The sequence below is a fragment of the Actinokineospora terrae genome, assembly GCF_900111175.1.
Classification (GTDB): domain Bacteria; phylum Actinomycetota; class Actinomycetes; order Mycobacteriales; family Pseudonocardiaceae; genus Actinokineospora; species Actinokineospora terrae.
Genome location: NZ_FOGI01000016.1, coordinates 37892 through 59456 on the forward strand (window position 1 = coordinate 37892; position 21565 = coordinate 59456).

Sequence of the window (21565 nt, forward strand, 5' to 3'; positions counted from 1 at the left end):
CCTTCGTTACCCCCGGGTCGGGCTGCCGCTAGGTTCGCCTGGTGCGCGTAGGAATTGTCATTCTCCCCGAGCATCGCTGGTGGGCGGCCGAACCGAAGTGGCGCGGAGCCGAGGAATACGGCTTCGACCACGCCTGGACCTACGACCACCTCGGGTGGCGGAGCCTGGTCGACGGCCCCTGGTTCGACTCGGTCCCCACCCTGACCGCGGCGGCGATGGTGACCTCCGAGATCCGGCTCGGCACCTTCGTCGTCTCCCCCAACTTCCGCCACCCGGTGCCGCTGGCCAGACAGGCGCTGGCCATCGACGACATCTCCGACGGCCGGTTCATGCTCGGCCTCGGGTCCGGGGCCAGCGGCCTCGGCCAGTACGACCGCCAGGCCATGGGGCACGGCGGTGAGGACACCACCCAGGCCCAGGTCGCCGACCGCTTCGCCGAGTTCGTCGAACTCTCCGACGCGCTGCTCACCGGGCCGAAGACCACCTTCACCGGCGAGTACTACCGGACCGAGGACGCCAGGAACGCCCCCGGCTGCGTGCAGCGGCCCCGGGTGCCGTTCCTGATCGCCGCGAACGGCCCCAAGGCGATGGGCCTCGCGGCCCGCTTCGGCCAGGGCTGGGTCACCACCGGGCGCCCCGGCGGCGCCGAGACCGTGGCCGCCTGGTGGGCCGACGTGGCCAAGCGGGCCGCCCGGTTCGACCGGGCGCTCGAGGAGATCGGCCGCGACCCCTCGACCATCGACAGGTACGTCAGCGTCGACGCCTCGCCGCTGTTCGCCCTGGAGAGCGTCGAGGCGTTCACCGAGCACGTCAGCCGGGCCCGCGACACCGGGTTCACCGACGTCGTCATCCACTGGCCCCGGCCGGACGGGCCGTACGCGGGCCGCGAACTGGTGCTCGAAGAGGTCGCCGCCGACGTGCTGCCGCTGCTGGGCGGTAGGGCTACCCGCCGCGACGCCGACAACTCCGCGAACCCGGGCAACGGGTCCGGGGTGTCAGGCGTCCGAGAAGGCGGGGGAGGGAAATAGGGGGGAACGATCGGCCCCGGCGCCCGGGGGAGGACGCCGGGGCCGATCGCCGTCCCCGGCCCGGGAGTGATCCGTGCCTCGCCGTCAAGCGAAATCCGGTGCGCGGGTAGCCTGGCCCACCGTGAGCGCGGTTGCAGAAACCAGTGATGACAACTACGACGGGTACGACCTGGTCATCGTCGGGTCCGGGTTCTTCGGCCTGACGATCGCCGAGCGGACGGCGACCCAACTGGACAAGCGGGTGCTCGTCCTCGAACGCCGCCCGCACATCGGCGGCAACGCCTACTCGGAGAACGAGCCGGAGACCGGCATCGAGGTGCACCGCTACGGCGCGCACCTGTTCCACACCTCGAACAAGCGGGTGTGGGACTACGTGAACCAGTTCACCGAGTTCACCGACTACCAGCACCGGGTGTTCGGCAAGTACCAGGGCCAGGTCTACGCCCTGCCGATGAACCTGGCGCTGATCAACACCTTCTTCGGCAAGTCGCACACCCCGGACGAGGCGCGGGCGCTCATCGCCGAGCAGTCCAGCGAGATCGCCACCGACGAGGCCAAGAACCTCGAGGAGAAGGCGGTCTCGCTGATCGGACGACCGCTCTACGAGGCGTTCATCCGCGGCTACACCGCCAAGCAGTGGCAGACCGACCCGAAGGAACTGGCGCCGTCGATCATCACCCGGCTGCCGGTGCGCTACAACTTCAACAACCGGTACTTCAACGACACCTACGAGGGCCTGCCCGTCGACGGGTACACCGCGTGGCTGGAGAAGATGGCCGCGCACCCGAACATCGACGTGCGCCTCGACGTCGACTACTTCGACGTGCGGGACCGGATCCCGGCAGGCACCCCGACCGTCTACACCGGACCGCTGGACCGGTACTTCGACTACTCCGCCGGTCGGTTGAGCTGGCGCACGGTCGACCTCGAGGTGGAGGTCCTGCCGATCGGCGACTTCCAGGGCACCTCGGTCATGAACTACAACGACCAGGACGTGCCCTACACCCGGGTGCACGAGTTCCGGCACTTCCACCCGGAGCGCACGCACTACCCGACCGACAAGACGGTGATCGTCAAGGAGTACTCGCGCGCCGCCGAGGACGACGACGAGCCGTACTACCCGATCAACACCGCCGAGGACCGCACCAAGCTGGCCCGCTACCGCGACCTGGCCAAGGGTGAAGCGGCCACGAAGAACGTCATCTTCGGCGGTAGGCTCGGCACCTACCAGTACCTCGACATGCACATGGCGATCGGCTCCGCGCTGTCGGTTTTCGACAACAAGGTGGCCCCCCACCTGCGTGACGGCGCCCCGCTCGACGGCTCGATCGACGTCTAGGCGAAACACCGCGGCTGCTCCCCCGATGCTCTGTCGGGGGAACACCACGACTGGGAGGAAAGCCAAGTGGACCGCAGCGCGTCCGCGGCCGGGCGGGAGACCGCCGCACTGAGCCGCGTGCAGAGCGCCATCGGCACGCCGCCGGTGGTGAAAGCGGCCAGGGGGTTGTCCCTGTTCGGCGAGCACAGCGCGGGCTGGTTCGCGCTCGGCCTGCTCGGCGCCGCCGTCGACAAGGACCGGCGCAAGGACTGGCTGGTCGCCGCAGGCGGGGTGGTCGCAGCGCACGCCGCGTCGATCGCCATCAAGCGCGTGGTGCGCAGGCCCCGCCCCGACGACCCGTCGGTGCAGGTCCTGGTCGGCACGCCGAGCAAGCTCAGCTTCCCGTCCTCGCACGCCACCTCCACCACCGCGGCCGCCGTGTTGTTCTCCGGGCTGACCGGCCGCAAGCTGGTCCCGGTGCTCGTCCCGCCGATGCTGCTCTCGCGGCTCGTGCTCGGCGTGCACTACCCGACCGACGTGCTCGCGGGCTCCGCCCTCGGCGCCGTCGTCGGCGGGCTGCTGCGGCGCAAGCTCCGGGGAGGCAAGCGGTGAGCGACCAGGCGACCGAACACCGGACCGAGTCGGCGACCCCCACCGCGCGCCCCGGCGTGCTCGCCGGGCTGCTGCGCACCGCGCGGCCCCGGCAGTGGGTCAAGAACGTCCTCGTGCTGGCGGCCCCGTTCACCGCCAACCGCATCTTCGAGCAGGACGTGCTGGTCGCGGCCGTGATCGCGTTCGCGTCCTTCTGCCTGGTGTCCTCCTCGGTCTACCTGGTCAACGACGCCATCGACGTCGCGGCCGACCGCGAGCACCCGACCAAGCGCAACCGCCCGATCGCCTCGGGCATCGTCCCGGTGCGGTTGGCGTACGCGGCCGCGGTCGTGCTGTTCCTCGGCTCCCTCGGGGTGAGCCTGCTCGCCGGGTGGCAGCTGACGGTGGTGCTCGCGGTGTACGCCGCGGTGCAGCTGGGCTACTGCCTCGGCCTCAAGCACCAGCCGGTCATCGACCTGTGCATCGTCGCCTCCGGCTTCCTGCTGCGCTCGATCGCCGGTGGTGTCGCGGCCGGCATCCCGCTCTCGCAGTGGTTCCTGCTGGTCACCGCGTTCGGCTCGCTGTTCATGGTCTCCGGCAAGCGCTACGCCGAGATCGTGCTGTTCGAGAAGACCGGCGCCAAGATCCGCGCGTCGCTGTCGAAGTACTCGTCGAGCTACCTGCGCTTCGTGTGGGCCACCGCGGCCGCCGTCATGATCACCACCTACTCGCTGTGGGCCTTCGAGATCCGCGAGCGCAACCCGCACAACTCGGTCTGGGCGGTCATCTCCATCGTCCCGTTCGTCATCGCCGTCCTCCGCTACGCCGTCGACGTCGACGGCGGCCACGCGGGCACCCCGGAGGACATCGCCCTCAAGGACCGGGTGCTCCAGGTCCTAGGCCTGTCCTGGGTGGCCTGCCTAGCCCTGTCGATCTACCTGTAGCGCTTCCCCGCTCAACTGGCGAACTCCACGCATCCTGACTGCTTCCAGCCCCTCCACACGAACACTGCTCGATGGGGCGAACTTGTTTTGTGTGGGGTGGCACCCTCCGTAAGCTCGCCGCGCGGGGAGGGCCGCTTTTCAGGCCCCGCCTTTGTGCTCTTCCCAGGAGGGTGCAGGGGCCCGCGCAAAACAAGTTCGCCCCATCGAGCCCACCACCCCACCCCCGCCCTCAGGTCCCGGTGGTCAAGCCCTGCTCCGCCGCCACCGCCGAGCAACGCCTGACCCGCATCGACCACATCCCAGGCGTGAGGTCCGCCAGCTCCCCAACCTCCCGGGTGCCGACCTGGGTGAACAGCGCCACCGCCCTGGCCCAGTGCGCGTCCGCCAGGCCCGGGTCGCTGTCCGCCTCGGCCGCCGCCAGGTCCCGCAGCGTGCGCGCCTGCCACAGCGGCAGCCGCAGCTCCGTCCACTTCCCCAGTGCGTCGGCCAGCAGCCGGACGGCCGCCTCGGCCTCACCCTCGGCCAGCGCCAGCTCCCCGAGCGTCCTGGTCACCAGCGCCACGCCGAACCGGTCGCCCTGGGTGGTGCACAGCGTCAGGCAGTCCGCGAGCGCCTCCGCCACCCCCGCCACCCTGCCCTGCCGGATCCGGGCCTTGGCCAGCGACTGGGCCGCGTACGTCGCCCCCAGCTGGTCGCCCGACCCGCGCAGGATGGCCTCGGCCTGCTCGCTGAGGGTCGCGGCCAGGTCCACCTCGTCCACCGCCCGGTGGCACAGGCTCAGCCCGCGCAGCGCCAGACCAGCGCCCCGCGGGTCGCCGAGCGCCCGGTAGGCGTCGGCGCAGCGGGTGAAGCGGGCGGCGGCCGAGGGCATGTCGCCGAGGTCGCGCCAGATGGAGGCCAGGCCGTAGTCGGCGGCGGCGACCACGCTGAGGTCACCGCCGCGTTCGCCGATCTGGGTGGCCCTGGCCAGGTGCTCGCGGGCCAGCCGGAACTGGGCCAGGTCGCGGTGCACGGTGCCGATGCCGACCAGGGCGATGGCCAGGGTCGCGTCGTCGTCGACCTTGCTCGCGCCGTCCGCCGCCTGGGTGAAGTGCGCCAGGGCGTCCGGGTACTCGTCCTTCTCGTAGTACAGCTGGCCCAGCCCGGTCAGCACGGTGGCCTCCGCGCGCGTGTCGCCGGTGTCCCTGGCGGCGGCGAGGGCGACCTCGTGGGTGCGCTGCCAGCCGTCGAACTCGTTGCGCGCGGCGAACGGCGACGACAGCAGCGCGGCGATCAGCATCGTGGTCATCTCGTCGATGCCCAGCTCGTGCGCGCGCTCCACGGTCCGCACCACGGCGGCGGTCTCCGAGCGGAACCAGCCGGACGGGTCCTGCTCGGTGTCCGCGACCAGCCTGGCGTCCAGGTCCACCCCCGCCCGCGGCGTGGTCCGCAGCCCGAGCGTCACCCTGGGCAGCCTGTTCGCCCCGGCCTCGACCAGGCACATCCACGCCGCCAGCGTGCGGCACACCGCGGCGGCCACCGCGTCCGCCGGTTCCTCGCGGTTGGCCTGCTCGGCGCCGAAGAGCTGCACCATGTCGTGGAAGCGGTAGCGCACCCGGCCGATCGCGTCGATCCCGGCGACCTCGACCAGCCGCAGGTCGACCAGCCGCTCCACCACGTCCTCCGCCTCGTCGACGCCGACCTCCAGCAGCGGGGCGGCCAGCCACGAGCCGAAGTCCGGCAGGTCGAGCAGGGCGAGCAGGTGGAACGCGTGCCGGTGGACGTCGTCGAGCTCGGCGTAGTTGAGCCGCAGCCCGCACCGCACGGCCAGGTCGCCGTCGGCGGGTTCGTCGAGCCTGCCGCGCTCGTCGGAGAGCCGGGCGGCCAGCGCCCGCAGCGGCCAGTTCGGTCTGGCCAGCAGCTTCGCGCCGGCCGCGCGCACCGCGAGCGGGATCCCGCCGCACAGCTCGGCGATGGTCGCCGCCGCGATCGGCTCCGACTCCACCCGGCTCAGCCCGACCACCCGGCCCAGCATCCGCATCGACGCCTCGGTGGACAGCAGGTCCAGCTCCACCCGCACCACACCGAGCAGCCCGGGCAACCGCGTCCGGCTGGTCACGATCACCAGGCAGTTCGGCGCCTGCGGCAGCAGGTACCTGACCTGCTCGGCGTCCCTGGCGTTGTCCAGCACGATCAGCAGCCGCTTGTCCGCGACCCGCCTGCCGAACAGCTCGACCCGCTCCGCGAAGTCGGTCGGCACATCTCCCGCCGCCACCCCGAGCGCGCCGAGGAACCGGCTGAGCACCTCGTGCGCGCCCAGGTCGCGGCCGCTGCCGCGCAGGTCGGCGAACAGCTGCCCGTCCGGGTAGCGCACCCGCAGCCGGTGCGCGGCGTGCACCGCCAGCGCCGACTTGCCGGTCCCCGGGGCGCCGGACACCAGCACCGCGGGCGCCGTCGCCGCACCGGCCTCGCTCAACGCCATGATCGTGTGCAGCTGCTCGGCCCGACCGGTGAAGTCGCTGACGTCCGGCGGCAGGTGCCTGGGCACGGTGTGCTGCACGACCGCGGGCGAGCGCGGCCTGCGCTTGGTGGTCGTGGAGCGCAGTGAGCCGTTCAGGATCGCCGAGTGCAGCTCCCGCAGCTCGTCACCCGGCTCGACCCCGAGCTGGGCCATCAGGTGCTCGCGGCCGTTGCGGTACACCGCGAGCGCGTCGCCCTGCCTGCCGCTCTCGTGCAGCGCGCGCATCAGCAGCACCCTGGACTGCTGGCGCAGCGGGTGCGTGTTGACCAGGCGGCGCAGGTGGGCGGCGACCTCACCGGCCCTGCCCTGCTGCAGCATGCACCTGGCCAGGCCCTCCTCGGCGGCCAACCGCTCGTCGGCCAGGCTGGCCGAGCGGGTCCTGGCGAAACCGGCGTCGACCCCGCCGAACGCCGGACCCCGCCACAGCCGCAGCGCCTGCTCGTAGAGGCCGGTCGCCGAGTCGTGGTCGAGCTGGCGCTCGGCGTGCCTGGCCGCGTACAGGTGGTTCTCGAAGCTCTCCAGGTCGCTGTCGGTCGGGTCGACGTCGAGCAGGTAACCGGGGGCCTTGGTGGTCAGCGACCCCCGCCGCCCGGCCGCCGTGACCGCCCGCCGCACCAGCGACACGTAGGTGTGCACCAGCGCCACCGCCGACGCCGGCGGCGAGTCGTCCCACAGCAGGTCGATGAGCCGCTCGGTCGGCACCACTTGCCGCGGCTGCATCATCAGCGCGGCGAGCAGCGCCTTCGGTTTCGCCCCGCCGAGGGCGATGACCGGGTCCTCCGACTCGTCGGATCTGATCTCCACCTGCCCCAGCACCAGGATGCGCACGTCTCTACCCCCAGGTCAGTGTGCTTGGTGACCACTATCGGCCGTCGCGTCCGGGAAGTCACCACCACCGCGTCAGCGGCTCGGTGACCGGTGGCATCGACGCGTTCGGCGCGCACGGGACGCGGGCGCCCGGCTGCCGGGAGATCGGGCGCCGGTACCGCGCCGACCCGGTCCCGGCCTGCGCGAACACCCCGTCGAGCGCCATCGGTCCCCCCTCCGCCACCTCGTGGGGATGCTAGCCCGGCGCGCACCGGGCGATGGGGCGAACGGTTCAGATGGGAAGTTTGCGGAAAATGGGTCGCGGAACGTGCCGCAGGACCGACATCACAACCCGCCACGGCGCGGGTGCCCACACCAGTTCGCGGCGCGAGCGCACCGCGTCGACCGCGATCTGGGCGACCTTGTCGGCGGTGGTGGCCAGCGGCGCGGCCTTGAGGCCCTCGGTCATCTTGGTGTGCACGAACCCGGGCCGCACGACCGTGACGGTGATCCCCTGCGGCCGCAGCGCCTCGCCGAGGCCCAGGTAGAAGCCGTCGAACCCGGCCTTGGTGGAGCCGTAGACGAAGTTCGACCTGCGCACCCGCTCTCCGGCGACCGACGACAGGGCGATCACCGAACCGTGGCCCTGCGCGCGCAGCCGCTCGGCCAGCGCGATGCCGACCGACACCGCCGCCGTGTAGTTCACCTGGGCCGCCTCGACGCCTGCCGCGTGGTCCTGCCACAGCTGCTCGGCGTCCCCGAGCACGCCGAACGCGACGACCGTCACGTCGATGTCGCCGTCGCCGAACGCCTCGGCGACCACCTTCGGGTGCGAGTCGAAGTCGCGGGCGTCGAAGGCGACCGTGCGCACCGTGGCGCCCAGGGCGCGCAGCTGCTCGGCGGCGGCGTCCAGCCGGGGCGACGGCCGCGCGGCGAGGGTCACCGCCAGCGGGCGCTGCTTGGCGTAGTTGGCGGCGATGGCCAGCCCGATCTCGGACGTGCCACCGAGCAGGAGCAGGGACTGCGGGGTACCGACTGCGTTGATCAAAGTCCGAGCCTTCGCGATTGGTCCGAGGTGAACAGGCCGTCCGGGTCGACCGAGTGCCGCACCTTGCGCCACTCGTCGAGCCCCGGGTACATCCGGTGGAAGGTCTCCGGCGCCGTGCGCGAGTCCTTGGCCAGGTAGAGCCGACCACCGGCGGCCAGGACCTGCTCGTCCAGCCGCGCGCAGAACTCGTGCAGCCCCGGCGCGATCGGGAAGTCGACGGTGACCGTCCACCCCGGCTGGGGGAACGACAGCGGCGCCCGGTTGCCCTCGCCCATGCGCTTGAACACGTTGAGGAACGACACGTGCCCCGACTCGGCCATCTGCCGGATGATCGAGCGCAGCTCGGTGTCGGCGCTGAACGGGATGATGAACTGGTACTGCAGGAAGCCGTGGGTGCCGTAGGCCCGGTTCCACTCACCGAACATGTCCAGCGGGTGGTAGAACGCGGTCAGGTTCATGACCTGCCCGCGCGACTGCTTCGGCGCCTTGCGGTACCAGGCCTCGCCCAGCATCCGGAAGGTCAGCTTGTTGGCCAGGCCGTTGGGGAACGCGTCCGGCAGCGTCAGCAGCTGCGGGGCGTCGAAGCGCAGCGGGTCCTTGCGGTACTTCTTGGGCAGCTCGTCGAGCTTGGCCAGCGAACCGCGGGAGAACACCGCGCGGCCCAGCCTGCCGTCGGTGGAGATCGAGTCGAACCACGCCATCGAGTACTCGTAGGTGTCGTCCGAGCCGTCGGAGAACACCTCCAGCGTCTCGTCCAGGTTCGCGGTGCGGTCGGTGTCGGAGATGAAGTACGCCGACTCGGTGTGCTTGAGCGCCACCGTGGCCCGCAGGACGATCCCGGTCAGGCCCATGCCGCCGACCGTCGCCCAGAACAGGTCCGACTCCGGGCCGTCCGGGGTGAGGGTGCGGACCGAGCCGTCCGCGGTCAGCAGGTCCAGCGACCGCACGTGGTTGCCGAAGCTGCCCGCGCTGTGGTGGTTCTTGCCGTGGATGTCCGAGCCGATCGCGCCGCCGATGGTCACCTGGCGGGTGCCGGGCAGCACCGGGACCCAGAGGCCGAACGGCAGCGCCGCCCGCATCAGCTGGTCCAGGTTCACCCCGGCGTCGAGCACCGCGAGGCCGGAGTCGGCGTCGATCGAGTGGATGCGGTCGAGGCCGGTCATGTCCACGACCAGGCCACCCGCGTTCTGCGCCGGGTCGCCGTAGGACCGGCCGAGGCCGCGGGCGATGACCCCGCGCGGTCCGGCCGAGGCGATCGCGGCGATGACGTCCTCGGGAGTGGTGGGGGTGGCGACCGAGGCAACCGTCGGCGCGGTGCGTCCCCAGCCGGTCAGCCTCCGCGTCTCGTACTTTCCTGGCTCCACCGGACCCAGGGTAGCCGGGCCGTCGCGCGCTCCTAGACTTGTCCCCGCGGTCGGGGCCGAACAGGGGACGTGACGAGATGGCCGAGGTCCGAGACGACACCCAGCGGGTCGGGTTGCTCCAGCAGCTCGTCCGGTTCGTGCTGGTCGGTGGTTTCTGCGCGCTGGTCGACTCCGGGGCCTACTGGCTGCTGCTGCAGTCGGGCCTGTGGGTGCACCTGGCGAAGGCGCTCAGCTTCGTCCTGGGCACCACCACGGCGTACTTCCTCAACAAGCGGTTCACCTTCACCGACGCCGCCGACCGCGGCGCGGGGCAGGCCGGGGGGTTCGCGCTGCTCTACACGGTGACGTTCTTCGTCAACGTGGGCACCAACGCGCTGATGCTGGCCGTGCTGCCGACCTTCCGCTGGGAGTACGCGGTGGCCTGGGTGATCGCCCAGGGCGTCGGCACCACGATCAACTTCGTGCTGCTGCGGACGGTGGTGTTCCGCGCCGGTCGCTAGGTGGCTAGTTGCTGGCGAACCCGTGGGTGCGGTTGCTGGGGGTGCCGTAGACCTTCACGTGCGCGGGCAGCGTGTCCATGTGGGCGCTCGCGACGTGTCCGAAGTTGACCGCCGCCGTGGTGCCGTCCGCCAAGTCCGGGGTGTCGACGCCACCGGAGGCCATCAGCACCGGCAGCCGCGCGGACAGGCTCTTGGCACTGCGCTCCGACAGGGAGAAGATGAGGGGCTCCCCGCCGCTGGCGAGGTGCAGGACGAGGGCGTGCCGCTGTTCGCTCATGGGCTGAGGACACCACGACAACCGTTGTCTGGCAAGGGAAGTTCACCCGTAGCGGATCCGCTGAGAGCGGAAACGCCGGGGTAGCCTGGCAACCATGATCGAGGAGTTGCTCGCCGCCCGCGGGGCAGGTGAACTCGCCCACCCCGGCGGCACCCTGCTCGCCCACCTCGGTCGCACCCGCGACGCCCTAGCCGCCTGGGGCGCCCGCCCGGCGCTACAGACCGCAGGACTGGCCCACGCCGCCTACGGCACCGACGGCTTCCCGCACTCCCTGCTCTCCCCCCACGAACGCCCAGTCCTAGTCGACTACATCGGCGTCGAAGCCGAAGCCATCGTGTACGCCTACTGCGCCCTGGACCGCGCCTTCAGCTACCCCCGCCTCCTCACCGGCATAGTCCGCGACCGCTTCACCGGCACCGCCAGCCAAGTCGACAACGGCCTACTCCGAGACATAGTCGAACTCACCTACGCCAACGAACTAGACGTCATGACCCAAAGCCCCCTCTTACGCCGCCGCCACGCCGCCGAACTCCGCCTGCGCTTGACCTCGTGGTCCGCCTACGCAAGCCTTCCCGCGGTAGAGGCCTTGGAACGGCTCTAGTGCCGGAAGAAGCGCTCTTGCTGCCCTCGCCGGACCAGTTTGAGCCATTCGTAGAAGGCTTTCGGGTCGCGTTTGGTGCCGAGGAAGTACAGGCCGAAGCGGAAGACCTCCAGCATGCCCAGTTTGCGCATGCCCGGCTGCGACAGCAGGTAACCCCGGTTGCGGTACGTGTAGTAGCGCTTCACCGCGTTGTCCGGGTCCTGCGCGTGCAGCTTGCCGCCGAGCATGGGCTTGAACTCGTCGCTGCCGTCCGGGTGCAGGTAGGCGGCGCGCAGGCAGGTGCCGAAGGGGAGGCCGGAGCGGACGAGGCGGCGGTGGATCTCGACCTCGTCGCCGCGGAAGAAGAGGCGGTAGTCGGGGACGCCGACCACGTCGAGGGTGTCGGCGCGGAAGAGGGCGCCGTTGAACAGGGACGCGATGCCGGGCAGGAAGTCCTCGCCGAGCTGGTCGGCGTCGCGCTTCCAGGTCAGGCCGCGGCGCAGCGGGAAGGCCAGCTTCTCGGGGTGCTCGATGTTGGTCACCATCGGTGACACCTCGGCCAGCCCGCGCCGCTCGGCCACGTCCAGCAGGGTCGCCAGCACGGACTCGTCGGCGGGGCGGCCGTCGTCGTCGGCCAGCCACAGCCAGTCGGCGCCCATCGCCAGGGCGTGCAGGATGCCCAGCGCGAAACCGCCCGCGCCGCCCAGGTTGCGGTGCGACGGCAGGTAGGTGGTGGGCAGCGGACTGGACTCGACCACGTCCTGCGCCGAGTCGTCCGGGCCGTTGTCGACCACGACGAGGTGGTCCGGCGGCCGGGTCTGCGCCGCGATCATCTTCAGGGAGTCGGACAGGAGTGCTCGCCGGTGCCTGGTGACCACCACGGCCACCACGGCACCCGTCGGCAACCGCCTCATCACTTCTCGCCGAGCCTTTCCAGGGTCTCCGGGCTCATGCCTTCCAGCGGGTCGCGGCCCTTGTACGCGGTCAGCACCTCGCGCAGGTCGCCGTGCATCTTGATCCGGCCCTCGTCCATCCAGATGGCCGTGTTGCACAGCTCGAAGAGCAGTTCGTCGGAGTGCGAGGCGAACACCAGCATGCCCGACCGGCGCACCAGGTCGACCAGCCGGTCCCGCGCCTTGGCCATGAACGCCGCGTCCACCGCGCCGATGCCCTCGTCGAGCAGCAGGATCTCCGGGTCGATCGAGGTGACCACGCCCAGCGCCAGCCGCACCCGCATGCCGGTCGAGTAGGTGCGCAGCGGCAGGTGCAGGTAGTCGCCCAGCTCGGTGAACTGGGAGATGTCCTCCACCCGGTCCTGCATCTGCTTGCGGGTCATGCCCAGGAACAGGCCGCGGATGAGGATGTTCTCCAGGCCGGAGATCTCCGGGTCCATGCCGACCGCGAGGTCGAAGACCGGCGCGATCTTGCCGTGGATCTCCGAGGTGCCCCTGGTCGGCTCGTAGATGCCCGACAGCAGGCGCAGCAGGGTCGACTTGCCCGCGCCGTTGTGCCCGATCAGGGCGACCCGGTCACCGTCGCGCAGGCTCAGGCTGATGTCCTGCAGCGCCTCGATGATCGGGACCCGCGCCTCGGTGCCGATCTTGCCGCCGACCTTGCCGAGCACGGCCTTCTTCAGCGAGCGCGTCTTGGCGTCGAAGATCGGGAAGTCCACGCAGGCGTTGCGTACGTCGATGCTGACCATGGTGCGGCTGCCTCGCTCAGACCCAGTAGGAGACACGGGAACGGTAGTTGCGCATGGCCGCGAAGGCCAGCGTCCACCCGACCACCGTGATGACGCCGACGACCACCCAGTGGTGCCAGCTCTGCTCGCTGCCGATCAGCGGGGCGCGCAGGACCTGGATGAAGTGGTAGAGCGGGTTGAGCTCGACGATGAGGTGCTTCCAGTCCCCCGGGCCCAGCTTCTGGGTGAGGATGTCGACCGGCCACACGATCGGCGTCGCGTAGAAGAGCAGCTGGGTCAGTGCGTTGATGACCTGCGGGATGTCGCGGTAGCGGGTGCTGATGATGCCGAACAGCAGCGTCACCCACGCGCCGTTGAGGGCGAGCGCGACGAACGCCGGGATGGCCAGCAGCACGGTCCAGCTCAGCCCGGGCTGGCCGACGCCGCCGGGGGAGAGCACGTAGCCGGACTTGCTGATGGAGCCGAAGAACAGCACCAGCACGACCACGTACACCAGCATGTTGTGCAGCAGCATCAGCGTCTGCCGCCACACGGTGCGCAGCGCGTAGACCGTCAGCGGGGCCGGGAGGTGCTTGATCAGCCCCTCGTTGGAGATGAAGGCGTCCGAGCCCTCGGTCAGGCAGCCCAGGATGAAGCCCCAGACGATGAACCCGACGGTCAGGTACGGCAGGAAGGTGTCGACCTCGATGCCGAAGAGCTGGGAGTAGAGGAACCCCAGGCCCGCGGCGGTGACACCCATGCTCATGGTGATCCACAACGGACCGATGACCGAGCGCCGGTACCGCTGCTTGATGTCCTGCCAGCCGAGGTGGCCCCACAGCTCACGGGCCGCGATCCCGTCCCGGATGTCCTTCGCGGCCCGCGCCGAACTCCGACCGGAGTGCACGACAGGTTTCTCCGGGATGTCTATCGCGCTCGTTACCTGCACGGGGCCGGAGCCTACCGGCGGTTCGTCCGGCGGTGTGTGCCCGGTCTTGACACCGCGCGGGTGTGGTGCGCGCGGCTAGACTGGCCGTTTCCGAGGATCCGGGAGGACGCACCTTGGTCGAGTTCTTCGTCGGCACCCGTCCCGTCGGCCCCGCCCACCCCCCGCTGGTCGTCGCGGAGATCGGCATCAACCACGAGGGCGACCCGGCGAAGGCGCACCGGATGGTCGACGACGCGGCCGACGCGGGCCTGGAGTGCGTGAAGTTCCAGACCCACGTGGTCGAGGACGAGATGGTCCCCAACGACGTCGTGCCGGGCAACGCCGACGAGCCCATCTACGCGATGATGCGCCGCTGCGCGCTGCCCGCCTCGGTGGAGCGCGAGCTCAAGGCGCACGCCGAGGAGCGGGGCATGGTCTTCCTGTCCACGCCGTTCTCCCGCGCGGCCGCCGACCGTCTCGCCGAGCTGGACGTGGCCGCGTACAAGATCGGCTCGGGGGAGTGCAACAACTACCCGCTGATCGAGCACATCGCCGGGCTCGGCAAGCCGGTGGTCCTGTCGACCGGCATGAACGACATCGCGTCCGTCACCCCGGCGGTGGCGGTGCTGCGGGCGGCGGGAGTCGGGTTCGCGCTGCTGCACTGCACCTCGCTGTACCCGACACCGCCGGAACTGGTCCGCCTGGGTGCTCTCGCCGAACTGGGCGCGGCGTTCCCGGACGCGGTCCTCGGGCTGTCCGACCACACGACGTCGATCTACCCGTGCCTGGGCGCGGTTCCGCTCGGGGCGCGGGTGCTGGAGCGGCACTTCACGTCCGACCCCGGTTGGCCGGGTCCGGACATCCCGGTGTCGTCCACGCCCGCCGAGTTCGCCGACCTGGTCACGGGTTCCCGGCTGATCCACGCCGCACTCGGTGGGACCAAAGAAGTCTTGACCGCCGAACAACCCACGATCGACTTCGCCTACGCCAGCGTCGTCACGACCGCGCCGGTCGCCGCGGGGGACGTGCTGACCGAGTCGAACCTGTGGGTCAAGCGCCCCGGCACCGGCGAACTCCGCGCCGCCCAGTACCCGACTCTGCTCGGCCGCCGCGTCCGCCTTGCGCTGCCCGCCGACCACCAGCTGTCCCTCGGCGACCTCGCGGATGGCTGACGGCCGCCGCGAGGTGCTCTTCGTGACCGGCACCAGAGCGGACTTCGGCAAACTCCGCGACATCATGCTGGCCGTCCAGTCGAGCACCCACCTGTCGGCCCGCGTCGTCGTCACCGGCATGCACCTGCTCCGCCGCTACGGTTACACCGTCCACGAGGTGGAACGCGTTGGCCTCCAACGACTCCACCTGATCCCCAACCAGGTCGAGGGCGAGCCCACCGCCCTGGTCCTGGCGAACACGGTCCAAGCCCTGGCCCGCCTGGTCTACGAAGAACGCCCCGACGCCATAGTCGTCCAGGGCGACCGCGTGGAGGCCCTGGCCGCGGCCCTGGTCGGGTCGCTGCACAACGTCCGAGTAATCCACATCGAAGGCGGCGAACTCTCGGGCGCGATTGACGACTCGGTCCGGCATTCGATCTCCAAGCACGCGCACGTGCATTTGGTCGCCAACGACCAAGCCCGGCTGCGGTTGGTGCAGATGGGGGAGGAATCGCACCGGATCTTCGTGGTGGGCAGCCCGGAAATCGACATCCTGACGTCACCGGACTTGCCATCACTCGACGCCGTGCGCACGCGGTACGACATTCCCTTCGACCGGTACGGGGTGCTCGTGATGCACCCGGTGACCAACGAGGCAGGTGCAACCCAGGCACTGGCGTCGTCGGTGGTGGACGCGGTGCTGGGTTCTCCGGGGAACTGGGTGATCATCGACCCGAACAACGATGAGGGGTGCGCGGATATCCGGCTCCAGTTGGACCGGTGCGTGGGGCCGCGGTTCGCCCGATTGCCGTCTATGCGGTTCGAGCACTTTGTGACGTTGATGCGGCATGCTGATGTGGTGCTGGGGAATTCGTCGTCGGGGGTGCGGGAGGCGCCTGTTGTGGGGACACGGGCGGTGAATGTGGGGACTCGTCAGCGGGGGCGGACTGAGGCGTTGGGGGTGGTTAATGTGGCTGCTGATGCTGGGGTTATTGGGGCTGCGGTGGAGTCGCTTGTGGGGTTGCCTCGGTTGGGCGCGTTCCACGGGTTTGGGGTGCCGGGGGCTCGGCGGCGGATTATTGAGTTGTTTGAGGGGGATGACTTGTGGGAGCCGTCGCTTTATAAGGAGTTTGTGGATCGGGTGGTGGGTGGGTAGGGGGCGTCCACATGGGGTGGAGTTGTCCACAGGGGGAAGTTGGTGGTTCTGGGGGTGTGGGGATTCTCGATACGCTGTGTGTTGGGGGGTGCTTTGAGCGGTTTGATCTTGAGCTGAGGGGTGTTCCGGCTCTCGGTCTCGCCTGCGGCGTCGACGGTCACCGGCTCGCCTTCGGCATTGCGTTGGGGCGCGATTTACGAGCTGTGCTCGATGCGGTGGACTTGTTTTGCGCGGGGCCCCGACACCAGCCGTGGCAGGACCGCAAAGCAGGGGCCGAAAAGCATGGCCCTGTCCGCGAACGACGCTACGACTGGTGCTCCCCCACGCAAAACAAGTCCACCCCATCGAGCCGGCTTGGCACCAGCGACTCCGAGGAGCGCGTGATTGGCCAACGTCTGTGCGGGCCGGGTGGAGATCATCGTCACCGAGTCTCCACCAGCTCGGACCAGCCGCTTCGAGCCGCAATGAGCGGCCAGCGAAGGGACGTCTGTCCACAACCCCCTCAACCATCCACAGCCCCCAGCCGAGCCCTATTGACAAACCGGCGGGGTCGATAGGTTCAGAGATGGGGCCCCAGACCTCGGGAGGGTGGGTCCCCGGAGCGGAGTTGATCTTGTTCGAGGTGCCGCCGAGGGGGTGGGTGGGGCGTGGGCTGGGGGGTTATTCGGGGGCTAGTTCTAGGCGGGAGAGGCGTTCTTCGTAGCGGGAGATGAGGCTGAGGCGGGCGCGGATTCGGGAGTGTTCCTCGCGGATCTCGGCGACCAGGGTGGTCATGGCGGTGAGGGTGGGGTCGGTGCTGGGAGGGAGGGCGGGGCGGGAGAGGGGGTGTTCGACGGTGGCCAGGCGGGATTCGACGGCGGCTAGTTGGGGGGCTATGCGGCGGTGTTCGCCGTTGAGCCAGTCGAGGGTTTCGGTGAGGTGGGTGAGGCGCGGGGTCAGGTCGTCCAGTTTCGTGGTGAACTCGGCGCGCAGGGCTTCCAGGTCGGCGCGGACCTCGGCGGCCGCGGCGGCGGCTTCGCGTTGGGCCAGGGCGCGGACGCGGGTGCGGAGGAGGGCGAGGGGGTTCATCTGAGGATCTCGATCCTGCCCGTCGACTCCCAGGAGCGCAGGAGGGTCGACTCGGCGATCAGGCGGTGTTCGGCGGTGACCGCGACGGGGTCGCCCCAGGCGTGCGGGAAGGTGGTCTGGTCCGGGGTGTCGACGATCGAGGTGCCGGTGAGCAGGACCCTGGCCCCGGGGAACAACTCGGTGGCCAGGTAGGTGGCCATGGTCCCGGTGGTCGACCACGTCGGCGCGGCCGGGTCGAGGCCGAGCAGGTCGTTGAGCGCGACGGTGAACTCGTGGTTGGGCACGGGCACGAACCCCAGGTCGGCGGGCCACCAGTCGGGGATCGCCTCCGGTTCCCAGTGCAGCCTGCCCGGTTCGACCAGCAGGTACAGCCGGGACTTGTAGTCGGCGAAGGTGTGCGGGCTGGCGATCACGCCGCGGTGCAGGACGACCACGTCGGTGCGGGTGCCCAGCGCGGCCGGGTCGACGGCGAAACTGGTCATCCTGATCACCAGGTCGGCGTCGTCGACGGCGCGCGAACGGGCCGCGCACGGCGGCATGGGCGCGTTGCCCACCACGGCGATGGCGCGGGGCGGGTGGCTGCGGGCGTAGCTGTTGAGCAGTTCGGCGAGCATGGCGGCCGAACGCTGGAGAAGAATGTTCATCACCGGTGGGGGGTCGGGTGTACTGGGTTGATAAGCCTAGAGTGTTGGGCTGATCGCCGCAGTGCGGGAGGGGCAACATGCGTGACGTGGTGGCGGTGGTGACCGCGCGCGGTGGGTCCAGGGGGTTCGCCGGGAAGAACCTCGCGCTGTTCCGGGGCAGGTCGCTGGTCGCGCACGCGGTGCTGACCGCGGTGGCGGCCGAGGGCGTCGACCGGGTGGTGGTCACGACCGACGACCCGGCGATCGCCGAGCAGAGCGCGGGCGCCGAGGTGGTGGTGCGGCCCGCCGGGTTGTCCGGCCCCGACAGCCGTTCCGTCGACGCGGTCCTGCACGTCGTCGACCACCTGGGGCTGCACCCGGGGACGGTGCTCGTCCTGGTGCAGCCGACCACCCCGCTGCGCACCGCCGAGGACATCGCGGACTGCCTGGCCCTGCACGGCGACCGGCCAACCGGGTCGGTCGTCCAGATGGTCGCGGCGCAGGCGCATCACCCGTGGAAGTCGTGCATCGTCCACGACGGCAGCATCGAACCCGCGCACGACTGGTCCGATCTTGAGGCCCCGCGCCAAAACTTGCCGCCGGTGCTACGACCGACCGGTGGCGTCTACGTCGTGGGTGCCGCCGATCTCCGTGCGCACCGCAGGTTCTTCATCCCCGAGGTCCTGGCGCAGGTGATCCCGCCACACCGCGCGATCGACATCGACACCCCGGATGATCTCGCCCGCGCCCAGCAATGACGGCACCCCACCCGATCCAAGCGCGCGAGCCCCTGGCATCCCGACCTCGCTGGCCCTCTGCCGGACCGTGCTGTCCACAACCCCGCCGGTCATCCACAGCCCGCCCGCGGCCCCTAGTGACAAGTCGCCGAGTTCGATACGTTCAGAGATGGGGCCCCGGGCCCCGGGAGGGTGGGCCCCCGGAGCGGAGTTGATCTTGGTCGGCCGGGCTCGCGTGCTGGGGCGGCGGGCCTGTGCGGGCAAGGATTGGGCCTGGTCGGGTGGGCTGCGTGAGCGGACTGGCGCAGAGTTGATCGGGGGCTTGCCCTGCGCAGGGTGGCTTGGGTGCGAGTGGACTGGCGCAGAGTCAGTCGGGTTCGTCCGTGGGTGGGTGTTCTGCGGAGCGGCTGCGGGTAGCGATCGGCCGGGAATGACGGAAGGCCGACACCCGGGCTGTGGGTGTCGGCCTTCGCGTGGGGTGGCTTACAGGTACTGCCCGCTGCCGCCGGTGCGGAGGTGGGTTTGGTCTTCGGTTCCCGTGCCGGGGGGCAGGCCGCGGCGCATTTGTTCCAGTTGTACGCGGGCGGCCATCTGCTGGGCGAACAGCGCGGTCTGGATGCCGTGGAAGAGGCCTTCGAGCCAGCCGACCAGTTGGGCTTGGGCGATGCGCAGTTCCGCGTCCGAGGGCGTGTGCTCCTCGGTGAACGGGAGCGACAGCCGCTCCAGTTCCTCGCGCAGCTCGGGCGCCAGGCCGTCCTCCAGTTCGGCGATCGAGCGCTTGTGGATCTCGCGCAGCCGGGCCCGGCTCGCCTCGTCGAGCGGGGCGGCGCGCACCTCCTCCAGCAGCTGCTTGATCATGGTGCCGATCCGCATGACCTTCGCGGGTTGCTCGACCATGTCGCCGACCGACTCGGCGTCAGAGTTGTCCGGGATCTTCGCGGTGCCGAGCGGGGAACCGTCGGGTCCGACCACCACCACGTGGTGCGCGTCGTCCGAGCCAGGGGTGGGTTGAGTCACGCGTTCGAGGGTAGTGCCCCACGCGGCGTGGGGCGGGGGGACTCTCGTACGGTGTGGCGCATGGCCTTCGACGTCGCGCGCATTCGCGGGTTGTTCCCCGCGCTGGGTGACGGCTGGGTCCACCTCGACTCGCCCGCGGGCATGCAGGTCCCCGAACAGGTGGCGACCGCGGTGTCGACGGCGTTGCGCGCGCCGGTGTCCGGTCCCGGCGGGGTTTTCCCCGCGTCGCAACGCGCGGAGGCGATCGTGGACGCCGCCCGGCGCGCGGTCGCGGACCTGGTGAACGCCGACCCGGCCGGGGTCGTGCTCGGGCCGAACACCGCGGTGCTGCTCGCCAGGCTCGCCGAAGCGCTGGGCGACGGGTGGTTGATCGGCGACGAGGTCGTGCTGTCGCGCCTCGACCACCAGGCCAACACGGCGCCGTGGTTGCGCGTCGCCCAGCGCGCCGGGGCGACGGTGCGGTGGGCGGAGATCGACATCGAGACGTGCGAGCTGCCCGCGTGGCAGTACGAGAACCTGGTGTCGCACCGCACGAAGGTCGTCGCGGTGACCTCGGCCTCCGGCGCGGTCGGCACCCGGCCGGACCTCGGCAAGATCGCCGACCTCGCCCGCGCGCAGGACGCGGTGGTCGTGGTGGACGCCTCCGCGTCGGCGCCGTTCGTGCCGATCGACATGCAGGCCGCCGGGGTGGACGTGGTGGCCGTGTCGGCGAGCGCGTGGGGTGGACCCGCCGTCGCCGCGCTCGCCTTCGCCGATCCCGCGATGCTCGACCGGCTCCCGGCCAGTTCACTCGACCCGCGCGCGTCCGGTCCGGAGCGCCTCGAACTCGGGCAGCACGCGTACCCGCTGCTCGCTGGTCTGGTGGCCTCGGTGGACTACCTCGCCGAACTCGACGACGCCGCCGCAGGCACCCGCCGCGAACGCCTGGTCACCTCGTTGAGCTCGGCCAAGTCCTACCAGGCCGGGCTGCTCTCCCGGCTCATCGGCGACCTGCGCGGGCTGCGCCACATCATGGTCATCGGCGACGCCATGCGCCGCGTCCCCACCCTCGCCTTCACCGTCGCCGACGTCAAAGCCCAGGACGCCGTCGTCCACCTCGCCGAACGCGGCATCTGCGCCTTCGCCGACGACACCCCCACCGGCGTATTCGCCACCCTCGGCGTGGGCGAGGTGGGCGGCGCCATCAGGGTCGGCCTCGCCCACTACACCAACACCGTCGAAGTGGACCAACTCGTCGAGGCCCTCGCCGAACTCAGGCCCTGACGGAACTATTCCCGTTCGCTCACCGCGAGCACCAGCTTGCCGAAGACGCCGCCCTCGTCCAGCAGCCGATGGGCCTCGCCCGCCTCGGTGATCGGCAGGACCGCGTGCGTCACCGGGCGAACACTGCCCGCGGCGATCATCGGCCACACGTTCGCCACCACCTCGGACACGATGGCCGCCTTCTCCGCGACCGGGCGGTACCGCAGGCTCGTCGCCGACACCGTGGCGTTCTTGCGCAGCAGGACGCTCAGGTCGACCTCGCCGGTGGTGCCGCCCTGCATACCAATCACCACCAGCCGCCCGCCGCGGTTCAGTGCGGCGACGTTGCGGCGCAGGTACTTCGCGCCCATGTTGTCCAGGATGACGTCCGCGCGCACTTCGTCCTCGAACGTGCTCTCGCGGTAGTTCAGCGTGGTGTCGGCGCCCAGTTCGGCGCAGCGGTTGAGCCGTTCGGCCGAACCGGCGGTGACCGCGACGGTCGCGCCGAGGGCCTTGGCCACCTGGATGGCGTGCGTGCCGATGCCGCCTGCGCCGCCGTGCACCAGCAGGGTTTCGCCAGCGGTGAGCCTGCCGGTCTGGACCACGTTCGACCACACCGTGCACGCGACCTCGGGCAGACCGGCCGCGTCCACAAGGTCCACTCCGGACGGTACGGGGAGCAGTTGCCCGGCGGGAACCACGACCTGCTCGGCATAACCGCCGCCCGCGAGCAGCGCGCACACCCGGTCACCCACCTGCCACCCGCTGGCACCGGCGCCGAGCGCGGCGACCACACCGGAGCACTCCAGTCCGGGCACCTCGGTCGTCCCCGGCGGCGGCGCGTACAATCCCTTGCGCTGCAACAGGTCCGCCCGGTTGACCGCGGTGGCCGCCACCCGCACCAGCACCTCACCCGGGCCCGGTGCCGGATCCGGTACCTCGGTCCACCGCAACACCTCGGGGCCACCCGGTTCGCTGATCGTGATCGCGCGCATACGACAACGG

General features: G+C 70.7%; 22 protein-coding genes. 10 read left to right on the plus strand and 12 right to left on the minus strand.

Annotated features, from left to right (window positions below; translation table 11 throughout):
* The first annotated feature begins 41 nt into the window (after positions 1-41).
* The 4 genes from BMY07_RS29870 to BMY07_RS29885 all read left to right on the plus strand — a co-directional run bounded on the left by BMY07_RS29870 (position 42) and on the right by BMY07_RS29885 (position 3881).
* Complete coding sequence (locus BMY07_RS29870) at positions 42-1028, plus strand: LLM class flavin-dependent oxidoreductase (RefSeq protein WP_092786003.1); 987 nt, start codon at positions 42-44, stop codon at positions 1026-1028.
* A gap of 121 nt (positions 1029-1149) precedes the next feature.
* Positions 1150-2367: a UDP-galactopyranose mutase gene (glf, locus tag BMY07_RS29875; protein ID WP_092786005.1), complete on the plus strand. Its 1218-nt coding sequence runs from the start codon at positions 1150-1152 to the stop codon at positions 2365-2367.
* Positions 2368-2475: 108 nt separating this feature from the next.
* A complete protein-coding gene (locus BMY07_RS29880; RefSeq protein ID WP_245782744.1) occupies positions 2476-2958 on the plus strand; it encodes a phosphatase PAP2 family protein in 483 nt (160 codons plus the stop codon).
* 56 nt (positions 2959-3014) lie between these two features.
* The gene (locus BMY07_RS29885; protein WP_245782745.1) at positions 3015-3881 is read left to right on the plus strand and encodes a decaprenyl-phosphate phosphoribosyltransferase; all 867 of its coding nucleotides are present in this window, start codon (positions 3015-3017) and stop codon (positions 3879-3881) included.
* Between the two features lie 229 nt (positions 3882-4110).
* Here BMY07_RS29885 and BMY07_RS29890 read toward each other — a convergent pair whose 3' ends face one another.
* The 4 genes from BMY07_RS29890 to dprE1 are packed head-to-tail and all read right to left on the minus strand — an operon-like array spanning position 4111 to position 9600.
* Positions 4111-7209, minus strand: coding sequence for an AfsR/SARP family transcriptional regulator (locus tag BMY07_RS29890; protein ID WP_092786012.1), 3099 nt, complete (start codon positions 7207-7209; stop codon positions 4111-4113).
* A gap of 58 nt (positions 7210-7267) precedes the next feature.
* On the minus strand, positions 7268-7432 hold the full coding sequence (locus tag BMY07_RS34660; RefSeq protein WP_177215880.1) for a hypothetical protein: 165 nt from the start codon (positions 7430-7432) through the stop codon (positions 7268-7270).
* A gap of 48 nt (positions 7433-7480) precedes the next feature.
* The gene (gene dprE2 / locus BMY07_RS29895) at positions 7481-8236 is read right to left on the minus strand and encodes a decaprenylphospho-beta-D-erythro-pentofuranosid-2-ulose 2-reductase (RefSeq protein WP_092786014.1); all 756 of its coding nucleotides are present in this window, start codon (positions 8234-8236) and stop codon (positions 7481-7483) included.
* The gene (gene dprE1, locus BMY07_RS29900) at positions 8233-9600 is read right to left on the minus strand and encodes a decaprenylphosphoryl-beta-D-ribose oxidase (protein WP_092786016.1); all 1368 of its coding nucleotides are present in this window, start codon (positions 9598-9600) and stop codon (positions 8233-8235) included. The genes dprE2 and dprE1 overlap by 4 nt, the downstream gene beginning before the upstream one ends.
* 77 nt (positions 9601-9677) lie before the next feature.
* Between dprE1 and BMY07_RS29905 the strand changes: the two genes are divergently transcribed.
* Positions 9678-10100: a GtrA family protein gene (locus BMY07_RS29905; RefSeq protein ID WP_092786018.1), complete on the plus strand. Its 423-nt coding sequence runs from the start codon at positions 9678-9680 to the stop codon at positions 10098-10100.
* Positions 10101-10104: 4 nt separating this feature from the next.
* Here BMY07_RS29905 and BMY07_RS29910 read toward each other — a convergent pair whose 3' ends face one another.
* A complete protein-coding gene (locus BMY07_RS29910; RefSeq protein WP_092786020.1) occupies positions 10105-10377 on the minus strand; it encodes a hypothetical protein in 273 nt (90 codons plus the stop codon).
* 94 nt (positions 10378-10471) lie between these two features.
* Between BMY07_RS29910 and BMY07_RS29915 the strand changes: the two genes are divergently transcribed.
* Entirely contained in the window at positions 10472-10978 is a 507-nt protein-coding gene (locus BMY07_RS29915; RefSeq protein WP_092786022.1) for a DUF6817 domain-containing protein, read from the plus strand.
* On the opposite strand, the gene glfT1 is transcribed toward BMY07_RS29915, so the two are convergent.
* From glfT1 to wzm, 3 genes are read right to left on the minus strand one after another with little or no spacing between them, the layout of a single operon-like run.
* Entirely contained in the window at positions 10975-11871 is an 897-nt protein-coding gene (gene glfT1 / locus BMY07_RS29920; RefSeq protein ID WP_092786024.1) for a galactofuranosyltransferase GlfT1, read from the minus strand. The two genes, BMY07_RS29915 and glfT1, sit on opposite strands and share 4 nt — an antisense overlap.
* The gene (wzt, locus tag BMY07_RS29925; protein WP_092786026.1) at positions 11871-12659 is read right to left on the minus strand and encodes a galactan export ABC transporter ATP-binding subunit Wzt/RfbE; all 789 of its coding nucleotides are present in this window, start codon (positions 12657-12659) and stop codon (positions 11871-11873) included. Before wzt ends, glfT1 begins: the two co-directional genes overlap by 1 nt.
* A gap of 16 nt (positions 12660-12675) precedes the next feature.
* Positions 12676-13563: a galactan export ABC transporter permease subunit Wzm/RfbD gene (gene wzm / locus BMY07_RS29930; protein WP_092786222.1), complete on the minus strand. Its 888-nt coding sequence runs from the start codon at positions 13561-13563 to the stop codon at positions 12676-12678.
* 137 nt (positions 13564-13700) lie between these two features.
* Between wzm and BMY07_RS29935 the strand changes: the two genes are divergently transcribed.
* Together BMY07_RS29935 and neuC are read left to right on the plus strand one after the other, a co-directional pair.
* Positions 13701-14738, plus strand: a complete 1038-nt coding sequence (locus BMY07_RS29935; protein WP_092786028.1) for an N-acetylneuraminate synthase family protein — start codon at positions 13701-13703, stop codon at positions 14736-14738.
* A gap of 22 nt (positions 14739-14760) precedes the next feature.
* On the plus strand, positions 14761-15873 hold the full coding sequence (gene neuC, locus BMY07_RS29940; RefSeq protein ID WP_245782737.1) for a UDP-N-acetylglucosamine 2-epimerase: 1113 nt from the start codon (positions 14761-14763) through the stop codon (positions 15871-15873).
* Positions 15874-16533: 660 nt separating this feature from the next.
* On the opposite strand, the gene BMY07_RS29945 is transcribed toward neuC, so the two are convergent.
* A complete protein-coding gene (locus BMY07_RS29945) occupies positions 16534-16941 on the minus strand; it encodes a hypothetical protein (protein WP_092786032.1) in 408 nt (135 codons plus the stop codon).
* Complete coding sequence (locus BMY07_RS29950) at positions 16938-17585, minus strand: hypothetical protein (RefSeq protein ID WP_245782738.1); 648 nt, start codon at positions 17583-17585, stop codon at positions 16938-16940. The genes BMY07_RS29945 and BMY07_RS29950 overlap by 4 nt, the downstream gene beginning before the upstream one ends.
* 77 nt (positions 17586-17662) lie before the next feature.
* Here BMY07_RS29950 and BMY07_RS29955 point away from each other — a divergent pair, with 77 nt between their 5' ends.
* Entirely contained in the window at positions 17663-18322 is a 660-nt protein-coding gene (locus tag BMY07_RS29955; protein ID WP_092786036.1) for an acylneuraminate cytidylyltransferase family protein, read from the plus strand.
* A gap of 462 nt (positions 18323-18784) precedes the next feature.
* Here BMY07_RS29955 and BMY07_RS29960 read toward each other — a convergent pair whose 3' ends face one another.
* Positions 18785-19318: a bacterial proteasome activator family protein gene (locus BMY07_RS29960; protein WP_092786038.1), complete on the minus strand. Its 534-nt coding sequence runs from the start codon at positions 19316-19318 to the stop codon at positions 18785-18787.
* Between the two features lie 60 nt (positions 19319-19378).
* Here BMY07_RS29960 and BMY07_RS29965 point away from each other — a divergent pair, with 60 nt between their 5' ends.
* Positions 19379-20581 (plus strand): cysteine desulfurase-like protein, encoded by a 1203-nt coding sequence (locus BMY07_RS29965; protein ID WP_092786040.1) that lies wholly within the window; start codon positions 19379-19381, stop codon positions 20579-20581.
* A 5-nt stretch (positions 20582-20586) separates the two neighbouring features.
* Here BMY07_RS29965 and BMY07_RS29970 read toward each other — a convergent pair whose 3' ends face one another.
* On the minus strand, positions 20587-21555 hold the full coding sequence (locus tag BMY07_RS29970; protein ID WP_092786042.1) for an NAD(P)H-quinone oxidoreductase: 969 nt from the start codon (positions 21553-21555) through the stop codon (positions 20587-20589).
* Positions 21556-21565 lie beyond the last annotated feature (10 nt).

What these genes read in the sequence shown, in the direction of transcription:
- BMY07_RS29970 (WP_092786042.1), bottom strand. Translation starts at nt 21,555, where the DNA reads ATGCGCGCGATCACGATCAGCGAACCGGGTGGCCCCGAGGTGTTGCGG.
- glfT1 (WP_092786024.1), bottom strand. Translation starts at nt 11,871, where the DNA reads ATGAGGCGGTTGCCGACGGGTGCCGTGGTGGCCGTGGTGGTCACCAGG.
- BMY07_RS29965 (WP_092786040.1), top strand. Translation starts at nt 19,379, where the DNA reads ATGGCCTTCGACGTCGCGCGCATTCGCGGGTTGTTCCCCGCGCTGGGT.
- BMY07_RS29915 (WP_092786022.1), top strand. Translation starts at nt 10,472, where the DNA reads ATGATCGAGGAGTTGCTCGCCGCCCGCGGGGCAGGTGAACTCGCCCAC.
- BMY07_RS29950 (WP_245782738.1), bottom strand. Translation starts at nt 17,585, where the DNA reads ATGAACATTCTTCTCCAGCGTTCGGCCGCCATGCTCGCCGAACTGCTC.
- BMY07_RS29910 (WP_092786020.1), bottom strand. Translation starts at nt 10,377, where the DNA reads ATGAGCGAACAGCGGCACGCCCTCGTCCTGCACCTCGCCAGCGGCGGG.
- wzt (WP_092786026.1), bottom strand. Translation starts at nt 12,659, where the DNA reads ATGGTCAGCATCGACGTACGCAACGCCTGCGTGGACTTCCCGATCTTC.
- BMY07_RS29945 (WP_092786032.1), bottom strand. Translation starts at nt 16,941, where the DNA reads ATGAACCCCCTCGCCCTCCTCCGCACCCGCGTCCGCGCCCTGGCCCAA.
- BMY07_RS29905 (WP_092786018.1), top strand. Translation starts at nt 9,678, where the DNA reads ATGGCCGAGGTCCGAGACGACACCCAGCGGGTCGGGTTGCTCCAGCAG.
- BMY07_RS29955 (WP_092786036.1), top strand. Translation starts at nt 17,663, where the DNA reads ATGCGTGACGTGGTGGCGGTGGTGACCGCGCGCGGTGGGTCCAGGGGG.